This window comes from Gimesia sp. (assembly GCF_048260065.1).
GTDB lineage: Bacteria > Planctomycetota > Planctomycetia > Planctomycetales > Planctomycetaceae > Gimesia.
Map to the genome: position 1 here is coordinate 85,431 of NZ_JBLXHC010000014.1, position 17,162 is coordinate 102,592.

Here is a 17,162-nt window from a genome sequence, read left to right on the forward strand (position 1 = left end):
TGTATAATTATTTCAGATTGACCAAAAAAGGCGGCGGTTTCTGTGATTTCCGCGTTACTAATAACAGAGAGTGAGGCGGTTCAAGCTGATACCTGATCAAACAAACCGAGTAACCAAAGTATTCAGAAAATGATCTCTTCCCACATGCTTGCAGATCCAGATAATGAACACGGTACGAACTCCATGCTGGATTTGCTTGCCCGTGCCCGGGCCGGCGATGAGAAGGCGCTGGGAAAAATTCTGTCGCTTCAGCGTTCTTATCTGAAGGTTCTGGCACGTGTCGAAGTGGGACGGCGTTTACAGACGAAGCTGGATGTATCCGATATCATTCAGGAAGTCTTTCTCGAAGCACATAAAAGTTTTCCCGAGTTTCAGGGGACGCTGGAGCCTCAATTCAATCAGTGGATTCGCTCGATTCTGTCACATACGATTGCCAACACCGTCAGACGGTATTTTGGTACCCAGGCGCGAGACCCGAGACTGGAACAACAGGTCGCTGCGAGCCTGGATCACTCTGCGGTTTCGCTGGGAGGCATGCTGGTCGATCCGGGGACATCACCCAGTCAGCAGGTGGTTCGCGTGGAGCAGACCCGCCTTGTTTCAGAGGCCCTGGCGCGTCTGCCCGAAGATTATCAGAGTGTGTTGATCCTGCGACATCTGGAAGGATTAACCTTTCCCAAGATCGCAGAACGTATGGAAAAAACGGTGGATTCCGTGGAGAAGCTGTGGTTACGAGGCTTAAGCAGGCTCAAGAAAGAGTTTGCCAAAACGGGTGCTGATTCGGAGGGGAAATAGTGTCTGATTATGAAGACAGTCTGGTCAACACCTTTGTATTTCGCAGGGATGAGAGCGAAGACCCACGGGTGATCGAAATTTCGCGTGAATATCTGGCGGTGCTTGAAGCCGGACGCACACCTGACAAACAGAGTTACATTGAACGCTACCCCGAGTTATCTGAAGTCGTCGAAGAGTGTCTGGATGGAATTGATCTGGCACATTCCCTGTCACAGCATCTGACTCCCCGGATTTCCGAGATGATGTCTCAACCGCTGGGAGATTTTAAAATCATTCGTGAAATTGGCCACGGGGGGATGGCAACCGTTTATGAAGCGGTTCAGCTTTCGCTGGGAAGACGGGTCGCATTGAAAGTACTCCCCTTTGCTGCTTCTCTGGATGAATGTCAGCGGCAACGGTTTCAGATTGAATCGCAGGCCGCTGCGAATCTGCATCATACGAATATTGTACCCGTGCATGCGGTGGGCTGTGAGCGGGGCATGCATTATTACGCCATGCAGCTGATCAACGGAGAGTCGCTATCGGAATGGATTTTGAGGCAGAGAGCGGAACTGAGCGGGCATCAGTTTACTGCGCACTCCGTCGAGGAGCAGGCTGAAGAGTTTTCTGCTGAGAAATCCGGTTCCCAGGTTCGGTCTTCAGTGACAGAATCGGTAACGCATACGGATCATCGTAAAGCCCGCGTCTGGTATCAGACGATTGCACGGATCATTGCGCAGGTTGCCGAAGCATTGGATTATGCTCATGAATCGGGAGTCGTTCACCGGGATATCAAGCCGGCAAATCTGCTGGTTGATGTGAAAGGGAATGCCTGGATTACCGATTTCGGTCTGGCCCAGGTGACCGCCGGTTCCAGTGTGACCCGAACGGGTGACCTGGTTGGAACGCTGCGGTATATGAGCCCCGAACAGTTGAGCGGCAAGCGGACTCTGATCGATCAGCGAACCGATATCTATTCGCTGGGGGCGACACTCTACGAACTGCTCTGCCTGCAGCCCATTTATTCTGCCAGTGATCGACAACAGCTGCTGCATAATATTCTGTACGACGAGCCACGTCCGTTGCGTGAGATAAACCGGTTGATTCCAGTGGAACTGGAAACGATTGTGATGAAAGCATTGTCAAAATCGCCAGGGGAACGCTATCAGTCAGCGGCGGAACTGGCCGATGATCTGCATCGCTTTCTGGATGAACGGCCGATTCTGGCACGCCGACCGACTCTGGTTGATCGTGCGCGTAAATGGTTGCGACGGCATCCTTCGGTGATTGTTTCTTCGTTCATTATTCTGTTGCTGGGTATCATCGGACTTTCTATTTCCATGGCGGCGATCTCCCGTGAGGAACAGAATACGCGGCTCGCTCTGGACAGGGAGCAGCAGCGGGCAACGGAAGCGGAGGAACGACTGGCTCTCGCGCAGCGGGCAGCGGATGACATGCTGGCGCTGGCGGAAATTGAATTGTCGCATAACCCCTTCGACGAGAGTCTGCGGAAGAAACTGCTCGAGTCGGCACTGGCTCATTATGAAGCGATGATTGAAGAACAGCAGGAAAATCCAGCAGCGCAGTCAAAACTGAAAGCAACCCGAAATCGAATTGAACAGAGTCTGTCAGATCTGATTGCCTTACAGTCCGATCGGGAAACACAATATCTGCTGCAGCCGGATGTGCAGACTGATCTGGGACTGACTGCTGATCAAAAACAGAAACTGTCCGAATTGATCGACTGGCGTCAGAATCAGATGCAGGGGGGCGTAAAACAGTTAGAGAATAAGCTGACTCAGTATAATGGACAGGCCGCCTATGCCATTCGTGATCGGATGTTTGCAGATGCGAAGGCGACGAAGCGTGGTGTCGAACAGATCTTAACAGCATCACAACTGAAACGTCTGAAACAGCTCTCCCTGCAATTTCAGGGAACACGAGCCTTACATGAAACCGAAATCATTCAGTCATTACATCTGACGAATGAGCAACGTGTGGCGATGCGGGCGATTGAAGCCGAGTATCGTCTTCATCAGAAAGTACGCCGCCTGAGACCAGATGAGAAACCCGGTGATGCAGATCCGCATGCGGTGAAAGATCGGGACCCGGGTCGATCCAGGCCACGCGGTGAGCCTCCCCACAATCGGCGGTCAATGCGACCTCCTCGCGGGCCCGGACAGGAAGTGAATGAAGAAGAGCTCCAGCAGATTCTGAAGTTACTTACGCCCGAACAGATGCTGCAGTGGCAGACATTGGCTGGTGAACCCTTCCAGGGTAACCTGCAGGACCTGTCGGACCCGTTCCGGCCGGATTGATCGCTGGATTCTCACAGGTATCAGTTGACTGTGAGAATCCAGTGATTTCCTGGTTTGGGATTTCAAAACTGTCTCAAAAAATCTGACGCGCTGCGGTCAGTAAACCAGGTTCAAGTCCCGGCAATCGGGGACGATCCTGATGTGATTATCGACTCTTTCGATCCAGGGCTCTTTGACTGCAATTTTCAGGGCCAGTTGCATCTGATAATAGGAGTTCAACTCCCCCTTGAGGGTCAGGGTAGAACCGTTTGATTCGCAACGCACCTGTTTCATCTGAGGATAGCCGATCTGATGAATGGAATTTTCGATACGGCGGCTGATAAAATCATTTGGGAGCGTCGCTTCTTGCAGTTTCAGCATGGGATAGTCCTGGATCAAGTTGAGGGATAAAAGAACACGCAAATCAGATTGGCGAGACCACGCAGTTTCGCATTTGCTGTGCCAAATCTGAGGCATTCACTGCGAATTATTATCAGGTTCATCAAACCACAAGAGACGAAAATTTGTCTGCACATGTACAATGTTCTGTAGGCTGTGACATTGGTGCCTGAATCAATATGAAGTGGAAATCCGGGTCATTGTATTGCAGGCGACCAGGGGAGAGGTCGCTGATCGACCATGCTGGTCTGACATCAGCCTGAATCTCTGTCAGGAACTCGAAAAAGCAAATTGCGATTACTGGTTGATATGTGATATCATTTATGTCCCACCGAAAAGTTGTGCATAACCTTGTTCATAACCTCGAAACAGACTCGCCCGATGAAATCACGCTACCTGTTACACATGTTGGTCGTTTTTCTGGTCGACATTACTTCACCCGTTCAGGCCGCCCCGATTGACTTTGCTCATGAAGTAGTGCCGATTCTGAAGAAGCACTGTACTGCCTGTCATGGAGGCCGTGAGGCGAAAGGGTCGTTTTCCCTTAACACTCGCGAACTGTGGCTGGAATCCGGCTTCGTGGATCCCAAGGATGTCAACGCTTCTTATGTCCTGGAACTGGTCACCTCCAGCGATCCTGAAATGCAGATGCCCCCCAAAGGTAAACCGCGTCTCTCAGCAAAAGAGGTCGCGACGCTCAAACAGTGGATCTCGGAAGATCTCCCCTGGGAAGCTGGATTTTCATTTGGAATTGTCGCCTACGAACCACCCTTAAAACCGCGTCGTCCCGTTCTTCCGCCGGCGGAAGGAAATCGCAATCATCCGATTGACCGGTTGATCGATCAATATCTGTCTACGCATAAAATCCCGCGGCCCGATCCGATTGATGATGCGACTTTCCTGCGACGGGTGCACCTCGATCTGGTGGGCCTGCTCCCTACTCCCGAAGAATTGAATATGTTTCTGGCTGACAAGTCACCCGAGAAACGGACGCTGAAAATCAGAGAGTTACTCGCGGATGATACTGCTTACGCCGATCACTGGTTGTCGTTTTTCAATGATCTGTTGCGGAATGATTACAGTGGGACCGGCTTCATTACCGGCGGGCGAAAACAGGTTTCCGGCTGGTTGTACGAATCGCTGTTATATAACAAACCATTCGATCAGTTGACCCGGGAATTAATTGCGCCGCCTTCGGATGCGAGTCGCGGTTTTATTGACGGGATCAAATGGCGGGGGAATGTGTCTGCCGGTCAGACGATTGAAATTCAATTTGCACAAAGTCTGGGGCAGGCGTTTCTCGGAATCAATCTGAAATGTGCTTCCTGCCACGACAGTTTTATTGACCGCTGGACCCTGGATGAATCGTATGGGCTGGCAGCGATCTACTCGGAACGCGAACTGGAAATTCACCGCTGCGATAAACCGATCGGCAAGACAGCGCAGGCAAGCTGGTTGTTTCCAGAGATTGGAACGATCGATGCCAGCGCCCCACGTGAAGCCCGCCTGCAGCAACTGGCGGCACTGATGACACATCCTGAAAATGGTCGTTTTACCCGGACGATTGTGAATCGACTCTGGCATCGCCTGATGGGGCGGGGAATAGTCCATCCGCTGGATGCGATGCAGACCAAACCCTGGAATGAAGATCTGCTGGACTATCTGGCTGTTGCTTTAAGTGATCACAAGTACGATTTGAAACAGATACTCGAACTGATTGCCACATCGGAGGCGTATCAGTCTCAAGTAGAAATTGTTGAAGGAACCGAAAGTTCTGACTATGTCTACCGCGGACCTCGTTCCCGTCGATTGACAGCAGAGCAGTTTCTGGATGGCGTCTGGCAGTTGACCGGCGCTGCCCCTGACAAGTTCGATGCTCCGATCTTCCGAACAAAAGTCGAGCAGGGAGGGGGACCGGAGCTGGATCTCACAGCACAATGGATCTGGGGTGACTCTGCGAAGGGAACGCCTCCCTCCGACGAGACCATTGTCGTCAGGAAAATCATCGAACTCCCCTCTGCGGTAAATCGAGGTGGTGCCGTTCTGACCTGCGATAATTCACACATTCTGTTTATCAACCGGCGGGAAGTTGACCGGGGTGAGAACTGGTCACAGGTTCGAACTCTCCCGCTGCATACGTTATTAAAACCGGGAAAAAACGATATTACTGCGATCGTGAAAAATGGTGGGAAGGGTCCGAATCCGGCGGGCTTCTTTTTTGAAGCACGTCTGGAGCTGGAGAACGGCGAGCAGATCTCTATCGCTTCTGATGAAACGTGGGAATGGAACCCCCATGCACCTGCCACACGCGAAGGGCGACTGGGAGGCATTAAAGGCAAATGGAATCCGGTGACGATCGTGAAGCCAGTGGGCAGCTGGACCGCAGCAGTGGATGCACAGGCTAAAAGTTTACTCGCTGTTGCTGCAGAGGGGAAACGGCCTATGATTCGGGCCTCGCTTCTGAAGAATACGGCTTTGATGAAGTCTCTGGGACGACCGATGCGCGAGCAGATTGTCTCAATGCGTCCCAGCCAGTTGACGACTCTGGAAGCGATCGATCTTTCCAATGAAGCTTCGCTGGCGGAAGCTTTTTCAAACGGGGCAAAACGACTGATTGAGCAGTCAGACGGTGATCCGAAACGGCTGACCGAATACCTGTTTCAATTTGCTTTATCACGCTCACCAACGCCGGCAGAATCGGAGCTGGTTGGTCAGATGCTGGGGGAGACGCCAGAGCCTGCGGAAGTGGAAGATCTGCTATGGTCGGTCTGCATGCTGCCCGAGTTTTTCCTGATACGCTGATTTGTGTTAGAATGTATAATTAAAATACCAGAGAACATTTTTCAAAACTCTGCGAGAACGACTGATGACATTTGAAATCGATCCTGATGCTCCCGAACAGATAGTTCGACGTGATTTTCTCAGAAAGCTCGCTGCAGCTGGTTCTGCTGCTTTAATGACGGGGACGCCGCGTCTCCTGCAGGCCAGTGAAGCTGGAAAAGTGAAACATCCAGAGGCGACCGCGGACAGCTGCATTCTGCTCTGGATGGGGGGAGGGATGGCGGCACCGGATACGTTCGATCCCAAACGCTATCTCCCGTTCAAGAAGGGGCTCAAAGTAGCCGACATGCTGAGCACTTTTCCCGCGATTCCGACTGCCGTTGATGGTCTGCAGATCTGCGAAGGGCTGGAAGGCATTGCCTCGGTGATGGACCGTGCGACTTTGATCCGGTCGGCAGTGCAACCCGATCTTGGCAGCATTCTGCATTCCCGACATCAGTATCACTGGCACACCGGTTATGTGCCCCCGCAGACCGTAGCGACCCCGCATCTGGGGGCCTGGATGGCGCGAGTCGCTGGACCCCGTAATCCTGTGATGCCGGCCTTCATCAATATTGGTCAACGGTTGGAAGGAGTCGGTGAAAGTGAAGAACTCAAGGCGTTTACCACTGCCGGTTTCTTTGGCAGCGAATATGGACCTTTGAATCTTCCTTATCCTGAAGAAGCCGCCCGTTCGGTTCGGCCTCCGCAGGGAATGACGGGACAACGATTCGTCAACCGTAATAAGTTATATCGTCGTTTAATTGATCAGAGTCCGCAGCGCGACCTGATGAGTGACTATCATCAGGAATCCATGCTGCGTTCGATGGACAAAGCCTATCGGCTGCTCAGTTCGAAGGAACGGGATGCATTCGACATTACATTAGAGCCGGAAGAGAAACGCCAGAAATATGACACCGGCCGATTCGGACGTGGCTGTCTGCTGGCGAGGCGACTGGTGGAATCGGGAGCCCGGTTCGTAGAAGTCACCACAGAATATGTTCCCTTTCTGCACTGGGATACTCATGCCGAGGGTCATACTACGGTGGATCGGATGCATCAGGAAATTGATGCGCCGGTGACTCAACTGATTCTCGATCTTGAAGAGCGGGGGCTGCTCGACCGGACGCTGGTGATTATTGCCTCTGAGTTCAGTCGGGATGCGTTGATGGAGGGACAGCCGGGCTCTAATGCCAATGATCAGGCACGCGAGAAAGTGGACGAAGTATCCGAGATGAAGCATTATGGCCTGCACCGACATTTCACCGGCGGGACGAGTGTTGTGATGTTCGGCGGGGGAATGAAACGGGGATTTGTTTATGGAAAAACAGCCGACGAGCGACCGCTGATGGCGATAGAAAATCCCGTTTCGATTGAAAATCTGCATGCCACGATTATGACGGCGATGGGAATCAGTCCGAAAACCGGTTTCGATATTGAAGGCCGCCCCTTTTATGTAACGAAGGATGCCAAGGGCGAAGCGGTTCAGGAACTCTTTGCCTGAACTGATTCGTTTCAGTCAGTGACAGCAGATCGGTTCAATCGTGTTCTGGTTAAATGAGAATTGAAATTGAGACGGTTATGCAGGGGGAGCATCAGAACCGATGTAACGTTTGATCGTCTGAAGTAAAAGATTTTTGTCGATCGGTTTGCTTAAATAGTCGTTGCAGCCACATGCGATGCAGCGGCTCATATCTCCCTGCATGGCATCGGCGGTCAATGCAATGATGGGGGCGGTAAAACCGAGTTTGCGAAGTTGTCTGGCTGTTTCATATCCATCCAGTTTTGGCATTTGCATGTCGAGCAGGATCAGATCGAATGGCTGATCCTGCTGCATGGATTCAGTTACGATGGCTATGGCCTGTTCTCCATCGACAGCTTCAGTCACTTTCGCACCAGCGAGTGTCAGAAACCGTTTACTGAGAAAACGAATCTCGCGGCGGTCATCAACCACCAGGACATGGCAATTGAGTACGATTTCTTCTTTCTGTTTTGGTTCTTCATTTGCTTCGGTACTGGCCAGAGGTTGAATCATCTTTACCCCGGAAATGTCTCCCGTAGCAATGGTCACGGTGAATCTACTCCCTTTACCTTTCTCACTTTCGACGTAGATTTCTCCCCCCAGCATATTTGCCAGACGCTTGCTGATGGCCAGTCCCAGACCAGTTCCGCCGAACTCTCGGTTGACGGTGTGATCTCCCTGTGAAAAAGGGCGGAACAATCGTTTCTGCTGGCGAGTGGTAATGCCAATTCCCGTATCGACAATGACAAACTGCAACTGTTGATCGCTGCAGGAAACAAAGATTTTGACACTGCCCTTCATTGTGAATTTAATGGCATTTCCAACCAGGTTGATCAGAATCTGTTTGAGCCGCTTGGGATCAGATTCGATTTCTGCGGGGATTTTACCGTCATAAAAGATGTCCAGTTCCAGATGGTTCTCAACCGCCCGGACGTCCATGATGGAGCAGACATCTTCCAGAAGCTGATGTGGTGAAAATCGTTCGCGGATGATATCCAGTTTTCCTGCCTCAATCTTTGAAAGATCCAGAATATCGTTGATGATATCCAGCAGGAATTCTCCATTGCGGCGCACCGTACCCAGATAAGCGGTCGCGATTTTGTGGTCGATTAATTCATCAATCAGATCGATATAGCCCATGATGGCGGTCATTGGCGTGCGTATTTCATGACTCATGTTTGCCAGGAAGGCACTCTTGGATTCATTCGCTGCCTCGGCCATCAGGCGGGCTTCTTTCAATGACTGTTCAAACTCTCGCTGACTGGTGATATCGAGCAGTGTGCCAATCAGCTGGGTTGGCTTGCGTCGCGCGCCTTTACCTGTGAAAACGGGTCTCGCATGTAGACGAACCCAGCGGGTCTGTCCATTGGAGTGAATAATGCGATGGTCCAGACTCTGGTTGCTCCCTTCCGGAAGCGCTGCTGATTCCAGCAGATGTCTGCGATAGGCGCTACGGTCTGCAGGATGAATCCACTCGGGAACTTCGCCGAACTTCAGTTTTTTATCAGCGTCTGCAGGCAGCCCCAGCATTCGCTTCATTTCAGGTGAGAACGATGTTGTTTCTTCCACCAGGTCGATGTGAAGCATACCGAAGCCTGCAGATTCGGCTGCATTTCTTAATCGTTCTTCACTCAGTCTGATCGCCAGTTCCGATTTTTTACGCTCTGTAATATCCAGATTCACTCCCACCATGATCGTGGAATTGTCTGATGAGTCTGTCGTCAGATACGCGGTTGAGAGTACCCAGGCATAGGTATTCTCTTTTTGTCTGGTACGAAACTCCGCACGAAACGGTTTTCCGCTGGACAGACAATTTCGAAGACTGCGTTCGATGTTTTCGCGGTCATTTTTGTGGATCAGATCCAGAAACTGTTGTAATCCCTCTTCAGATTGATCAGGTTCTCTGTTCGAAAACTCCTGACTGTGATGTGACCAGAAAAATTGATCTCTTTCAATATCCCACTGCCACAAGGATAGATTTGCGGCCTGCATGGCCAGCCGCAGTCTTGCTTCGCTGGCACGGACTCGCTGCTCCTGTTCGCGGGTGCTGGTGATATCGGTATTGGTCCCAAACCACCTTAAAATATTACCAGCGGCATCACGAATGGGGATGGCACGAGAAAGAAACCAGCGGTATTCTCCCTCTTTGGAGCGCAGGGGGAATGTATCTTCCCAGATTTCGCCTGTGTCCCAGGAATGCTGGATACGTTTTACCACCCGATCGACGTGTTCCGGGTGATGCACTTTCCTCCAACCCCAGCCCTGCATCTCTTCCAAAGTCGTACCGGTATATTCAAACCAGCGTTGGTTGTACCAGAAAATAAATCCTTTTTCGTCTGCCATCCAGGCAAACTGGGACATGTTATCGGCCAGGTCACGAAAACGAGCTTCGCTTTCTCGTAATGCAGCTTCCGCACGTGCACGCTCCAGACGGACGAAGATACGCGGCGCGAGTTCCTGTAACAGATCAATCTCACCAGTCTGCCAGTGGTAAGGCTGCTGTTTGCAGACAGTCAGTACAAATTTCAAACGTTTATCACTGACAAAAGGAGTAGAGAGGAGTGATCCAATCTGGAGCTCGGCAAAGTTTTTTGCTGTTTTTGAATTCCTGTGTTGATTCTGGGTATCGTCAATCAGTACCGACTGTCCTGCCAGGAAAGGCTCACGTTCCTCCTCTCCCAGAAAATTGGTGATAGTATGCCTGCCTGAGATACTGGTTAAGCCTGGTTTATGGTATTCGTAGACGATATTAGCGATTTCTGCTTCTGTATCTAACTCGATCAACAGACAACGTGACAGGTCCAGAAATTCTGCGATGCAGGCACAGGTCTGCTGCATGGTTTCCTGTGTATTCAAGCTGGCTTCCTGCAGCTGTTGCAGATCATCAATGAAAGACAGATTCAATTCACGCTGTTTCCGCTCGGAGATGTCGCGTACCGTTCCCACGAACATGATTTCGCCGCGCATCATTGCTTCACTGACAGCCAGTTCCATGTCAAAGGTACTGCCGTCTTTACGTAACCCCTGGACCTCTCGTTTACTTCCAATTATTTTTGCCTGACCTGTCGTCAGATATGCATCGAGGTAGGAATCATGTTCGCTGTGCCAGGGGTCCGGCATTAACATATTGACGTTCTGGCCTTGAAGTTCTTCTCGTTCATAGCCAAAAAGTTCCAGGGCCGCCGGATTGATCGATCCCATGTTTCCGGCGGCATCAATTGTAATCATTCCATCTACGGCAGAATTGAACATCGATTCCAGTCGTGCCGCTGTTTCTTTATGCAGATTTTCAACAACGACTCGTTCGCTGATATCAACTCCGGAAGGAATCAGGTATTCGACATCACCGTTCTTACCAAATACCGGGGCGATCATGAAATCGATCATCAGTCTTCGCTCCGATCCTCCCAGGCCAGCTGCAAACAACGGCACATCGTAGCGGACGACTTCACCGGAAAAGGCTTTTTCCATTGACTCGCGCATCTTCTGTGAGACCGTTTCGTCGTATGTCCACCATGCACACTCGGCGAAATGTTTACCGATCACATCTTCGCGCGTTAATCCTGCGATCCTCAGGGAATCGTCATCAACTTCCACGAGTCTGCTCTCGCGGTCAATGACGCCGACCAGTCCCAGCTGATTATTGATCACCCGCCGCAGATGCGCTTCGCGGTCCGCCAACTCTGCTTCGGCGCGGGCGCGTTCAATGCGAATGCAGAGTCGGTTTGTGATCTCCTGCAGTAAGATTAATTCATCCGCCCGCCATTGATATGCGTCGCGCTTGAGCGCAGAAATCACAAATTTGATCCCCTGCGGGGTCACATAAGCAGAATTGCAGTAGGCGCCAACGCCAATCGACCGGAATTTCTCTGCGATCGGAGCAGGCTGCTCATTGTACTGTGTATCTGAGAGGTAAAACTGTTGACCGGCGAGCAGTCGCTGCCTTTCGCCTTCTGTATGAAAATCACGAACCGGATGTTTTCCTACAATGGACTGCAGTGCGTCAGCATGGTATTCGCACAGGATATCTGCATAGTCCGCATTTTCATCGAATTCGACAATCAGGCAGCGAGACAGGTCAAGATGCTTAGCTGTTAGTCTGGTGGCAACTTTCATCAGATCGTTGATATTGGAAATGGGAATCAACTGTGTCTGTAGATCAGCCAGAAAAGCGAGGTTCAATTCTTCGCGTTTATTGATGGTGATATCCTGAGCGACCAGGGTTGCGTACACTGGGGCAGCCGGCTCGACACTGCGGTCAAAATAAATCTGCTTGCGAGCACTGATCCAGCGGATTTCTCCTGAAGGCAGAATCAGTCGGTGTTCCAGATCGCAGCGGCCATCCCCGCCTGTCCGAATGCATTCCTCAATCAGATTTGACGCATGTTGGCGATCTTCCGGGTGGTAGAGTTGAAGCATTTCTTCCCGGGTCATTGAGATTTCTTCATGACCCAGACCGTAGATCGCAGCAGCTTCCGGTGTCAATGTGATTCTGTTATTGGCATAATTCACACGACCCAGTCCCAGGTTGGCGATTTCTACACCCAGCTGCAACTGTCGGCGGGATTCCAGTATCACCTGTTGGGCTTCTTTTTGTTCTGTGATATCAGTATTCATACCGACCCAGCGTAAGATTGATCCATCGCGGTTCTTCTGGGGGACGCCTCGGGCGTGCACCCACCGCCATTCGCCCCGTTGATGCCAGAGTCGATATTCCACCGAGAACGTTTCCAGGTTCTCAACCGCCTGATGCCAGGCTTGAATGGTAGGCTGTTGATCATCTTTGTGGATCACGTCCAGCCAGCCTGTCTCTTTCCATTCATCGAATGACTGCCCGGTGAAGGCACGCCAGCTGGGGGAGTCCTCAACGACCATGCCTTCCGCATCGGTCATCCAGACGATCTGAGCCGAGGCATCAATGAGTAACTGAAAGAGCTCCTGACTGTTATGTAACTCTGAGACGTCAATAAAGGTAACGACGATCCCTTCGTTCTTTCCGGAATGGGACTGGTAAGGCAAAACCCGACGGATATAGACCTTTCCCGAGTTAGAGATCACGGTATGTTCTACAGGAGTGCCCTCCTGCAGCTTGCGCGGATCGGGCAGGGGAGGCATTTCCTCAACCAGGGGAACAAAGCGTTCAAGCGGACGACCGATGTCTGTGCTGATGAGACCATAGATTTCAGTAATCGCAGGCGTAAAGTTTCGGATCAGTAATTCATCGTCGAGAAAAACGGTGGCGATCTGCGTGCTGCGGAGCAGGTTTTCCAGGTCACTGTTAGTCTGGGCCACGGAATTGCTGACAGCGGTGATTTCTTCCTTGGAGGTTTCCAGTTCTTCGTTGGCTGACTGCAGCTCCTCGTTCATCGAGAGCAGTTCTTCGTTCGACGACTTCAGCTCTTCATGAGCGACATCTTTTTCCTGCAGTGTTTTTTCCAGTTCGTCTCGCGTATTCTGTAATTCGTGTTCCAGCTGCGCGATAATCAGATCTGCATGGGGGACCGATTCTGTGGAAGCGCCTTCACCGGTGCCATTTTTGATGGGCAGGCCGACGTCATGAAACACAACCATGAACAGGCCCTCATCTTCACCCAGGCGCGGCAGGGGCTGGACCGTAATCATTACCTGTTGAATCTGATCACCTTTGCGAATTGTCAGATGTTCCTGCTGTACTTTTCGCCGTGTTTTGATGGCTTCATTCAGGGTGGAACGCAGGCCGACACGTAACCCTCGTGCCGCCATTCTTACAATGTTGTTCTGGAAATCTCCCTCCCCAATTGTCAGGTACTTCTCCATGTCGGCGTCCGCATTCAGAATCTGTCCTGATTCATCGATCACACACGATTTCGGGGAAAATTCGTCGAGCAGAATACGTTGCCGGATTAATTTCAGATCCACTTTTTCATCCGCTTCCCGTTCCGGGTTTGATTTGAGTTGTAACTTTCCCTGAATGAAGGGGAGCGACGTAGCGGAGTCAACTGCTGTTCCTTTTCGTTGAGAGATACGGAATTTACTGTCAATTGTGCGAAATAACTCACCGTGAGATGTGATGTTCTCACTGGGACCCAGAAACAGATAGCCTGAGGGATGCAGCGCATAGTGAAACAGGGGAATGAGTTTTTTCTGCAGATGAGGTCCCAGGTAAATCAGAAGATTCCGGCATGATATCAGGTCCAGACGCGAGAAGGGGGGATCGCTGATCAGATTGTGAACCGAAAACAGGACCAGTTCCCGGATTTCTCGGGTGACCTCATATCGTTTTCCCCGTCTGATAAAAAAACGTTTCAATCGCTCGGGGGAAACATGATCCTCGATACCAACCGGATAGATACCAGCCCGTCCCACCTGGAGCGCGCGTTCGTCAATATCTGTGGCAAAGATCTGCAGTTGCGGCGGTGATTTTAATTGATCCATGACTTCGCTGCAGAGAATGGCCAGCGTATAAGCTTCCGATCCATTGGCGCAACCAGCGACCCAGATACGCACACAATCGTCGGGCGAACGGTTCTCGAACAATCGGGGAAGCACATCCCTGGCGAGTTGGTCAAACGCCTGCGGATCGCGAAAAAACTCGGTCACGCCAATCAGCAGTTCCCGAAATAATGCCTGGGTTTCCTCTTCGTTTTCTTGCAGATAATCGATGTATCTTTTCGCTTCACGGCATTTCAAGATCTGCATTCGCCGTTGAATCCGCCGGGAAAGCGTGCTGATTTTATAATGTTGAAAATTATGCCCGGACTTTTTCAACAGGATCGCTGTGATTTGAGGTATCGCCTCTGCAATCTGATCCTGAATCTGGGTCTGCGTTTCTGACGTGTTGACATTGAGCAGATGCTGTCCATATTGCTGCAACTCGCGTGCGATGTCATCAGGCGGGAGTACATAGTCTGCCACACCTGTCGTGGCAGCGCTCCGCGGCATGCTGTCGTACCTGGCAGAATTCGGATCTTGTGCAAATGTCAGTCCCCCACTGTCACTGATGGCCTTCAGACCCAGTGTGCCGTCAGTGCCTGCTCCAGAGAGAATGATTCCTACAGCACGCTTGCCTTGATCGTCAGCAAGTGAATGGAAAAAGTGATCGATATTCAGGGATGGATGGGGTCCCGTTTCGGCTTCGGCCAGTGTGACAACGCCGTTCTTGATTTCCAGCAGTCTCTGGGGAGGACAGATATAAATTCTGCCTGCTTCCAGCTTCGTGCGTTCATTCAGCTCAATCACTTCCCATGAAGTCGACTTCACCAGGAGTTCCATCAGCACCGGTTTGCTGTCCGGATCCAGATGCTGGATATAAACCAGCGACAAGCCCAGTGCCTCTTCGAGTGAGCCAAGCAGGTTTCTGAACGCATCCAGACCACCGGCAGACGCGCCGACGCCAACAATAATCGGTAGATTGTTGTTTTGTTGACGGTTCTGATTCATCTAACGCCTTTGTTCCTGCAAAATCTGATGGCAGGGAGAGAGAAGCTTGTCTTAGGGATTTGGCTCCGACAGACGGTTTACTGACATGCGGAAACTTTAATCGATTACATCCGTGTTTTTTACCCGTTCAGAATTTTGTGCCTGCGGGTCTGCAAAAATGAATTCCAGTTTCCGACTGGTGTCAGTCTGATTATTTCAATCAGTCTATCGTGGTCAATTGGTTCTGAAAATAATCATAACAAAACGCCTTTACAAAAACAGAGAGAACAGTCTCTGCCAACACATCATAGAACGAATTCTGATGTTACAGACATGAGCATAAAGGAAAAGGTAGTAGCAGGCACTAAATCAGGTTGAAAAAAATTCCTGAAAGCAGCTCATTCGGACATATTGTCGGACTTAGACTGTTTGAGGCATTTTGAGTTGCAGAGCAGACAGCGCTTACTTCTTTCCTGCCCGGAGTTTCTCGGCCTGTTCCCGTTTTTTGATGTCTTTGGGATGCTTGGAGAACGATTCGAAGACGTCCCCGATGACACGGTCCGCGAGCAGACTCAACTCTGTGAGAATGATGGGCTCTGCTTCGGGCAGCAGTTTTGAGGTGTTTGGTTCGTAGCCGCCTACGCTGTAGGAATCAGTAGTTGCAATGTAGCCGACGTGTCCGTTGGCATATCCCACGATGATGGGAATGGCGCGGTCGGCAATGTCATTTTCCAGCTTCAGTCCGTATTCGACCATCGGTTCCCCTGGCATCGTCAGCAGCAGATAGGGACCAATTTTCATGGCCTGCAGCTCAGCTTCAATTCGACCTTCCTTGCCGGGGAGCGAAATCACAGAGTTGGCGACGCGAATCGGATAGTATTCAGCCCGTTCAGCCAACTCTTCCCGCGTCATACTATGGGCCAGGGTTCGCACGACAGCGCTACCCAGATCTCGACCAGCCCACTGGATGTCGGCTTCATCTGCACAACGATAGGGATAGCCGGGCAGGTTCGGGCGAATGTCTCCTGCGCAACCCTGCAGGAACAGCGAACTGGTCTGATTTCCATAGCACATTTCCACAAAGGTCTGGGCTTCGCCGGGAAAGTCGGCACTCATCTTCGGGAAACCGTTAGGGTATGGCATCGAGCCTTTATCACCCCAAGTGAAAAAACAGGGGTGGCAGACGGCGTGCATCAGAACCGCGACTGGGGTCAGCGATTTCCCATCGTCGAATCGCAGGACTTTGACGCGGGGGTCGTTGGGACCGTCTTCATTGAGCCGTACCACGGCCCGACCGTTGATTACTTTGCGACGATTGATACTGAATCCGATTTTGTCTTCACCGTAGCCGACAGTGACCGGTGTCATTTTCGAAGCCGCCTGTTTTGCAGCGGTACCGAGCTTGGCGATCAGTTCTTTTCCCCAGGCCGAATCCGCATTGAATCCCGGGCCGGAGTGATTGTGTGAGGCTGCCACCATGATATTGGCCGCCGGGATCCCCGTTTCTTTTTCGATTTGTGCCCGGGCCGGTTTCACAATTTCCGTGTAGGCACCGATCAGGTCCAGCGTCACGATGGCCACTTTGGTCTGACCATCATCCAGCACCAGCACACCCGCCCGCAGGGGATCACGTACGCCGGTAACTTTGCGACGGTGCCCGACGACTTCCAGCTCTTTGACTTCGGCAGGAGTGATGTCCACTTTGGCCACGCCTGCTTTGAGATTCGATTTTACAGCAGACGGATTTTCGGCAGCAGAAGTTTCTAAGAACAGGCAGGAATTCAACAGCAGGACAATACAGACAACTCGAAATATCTGGTGCATGGCTCTGGTTTCATATCATGAGGAACGTTTTGGGAAGCTGACCGAGTCGAAGGAGTGATGGTTCTCGTTTCGGATTAAACGTTGGAGGAATCAAGGCTGGTAATAATGTGGAGCGAAACATCAATGCT

Annotated in this window: 7 protein-coding genes; 4 read left to right on the top strand and 3 right to left on the bottom strand. The window is 51.3% G+C overall.

What is annotated here, in order from left to right; all coding sequences use genetic code 11:
- Positions 1–144: 144 nt before the first annotated feature.
- Together ACN0YN_RS23255 and ACN0YN_RS23260 are read left to right on the top strand one after the other, a co-directional pair.
- Positions 145–795 (top strand): sigma-70 family RNA polymerase sigma factor, encoded by a 651-nt coding sequence (locus ACN0YN_RS23255; RefSeq protein WP_417387421.1) that lies wholly within the window; start codon positions 145–147, stop codon positions 793–795.
- On the top strand, positions 795–3,092 hold the full coding sequence (locus tag ACN0YN_RS23260; protein ID WP_417387422.1) for a serine/threonine protein kinase: 2,298 nt from the start codon (positions 795–797) through the stop codon (positions 3,090–3,092). The genes ACN0YN_RS23255 and ACN0YN_RS23260 overlap by 1 nt, the downstream gene beginning before the upstream one ends.
- 96 nt (positions 3,093–3,188) lie before the next feature.
- On the opposite strand, the gene ACN0YN_RS23265 is transcribed toward ACN0YN_RS23260, so the two are convergent.
- On the bottom strand, positions 3,189–3,452 hold the full coding sequence (locus tag ACN0YN_RS23265; protein ID WP_417387423.1) for a hypothetical protein: 264 nt from the start codon (positions 3,450–3,452) through the stop codon (positions 3,189–3,191).
- A gap of 399 nt (positions 3,453–3,851) precedes the next feature.
- On the opposite strand from ACN0YN_RS23265, the gene ACN0YN_RS23270 reads away from it, so the two are divergent.
- The gene (locus tag ACN0YN_RS23270) at positions 3,852–6,272 is read left to right on the top strand and encodes a DUF1549 domain-containing protein (protein WP_417387424.1); all 2,421 of its coding nucleotides are present in this window, start codon (positions 3,852–3,854) and stop codon (positions 6,270–6,272) included.
- Between the two features lie 64 nt (positions 6,273–6,336).
- Positions 6,337–7,794: a DUF1501 domain-containing protein gene (locus ACN0YN_RS23275; protein WP_417387425.1), complete on the top strand. Its 1,458-nt coding sequence runs from the start codon at positions 6,337–6,339 to the stop codon at positions 7,792–7,794.
- Between the two features lie 75 nt (positions 7,795–7,869).
- Here the strand turns inward: ACN0YN_RS23275 and ACN0YN_RS23280 are convergent, their stop codons facing one another.
- Positions 7,870–15,231, bottom strand: a complete 7,362-nt coding sequence (locus ACN0YN_RS23280) for a PAS domain S-box protein (RefSeq protein ID WP_417387426.1) — start codon at positions 15,229–15,231, stop codon at positions 7,870–7,872.
- A gap of 441 nt (positions 15,232–15,672) precedes the next feature.
- Positions 15,673–17,034, bottom strand: a complete 1,362-nt coding sequence (locus ACN0YN_RS23285; protein ID WP_417387427.1) for a hypothetical protein — start codon at positions 17,032–17,034, stop codon at positions 15,673–15,675.
- Positions 17,035–17,162 lie beyond the last annotated feature (128 nt).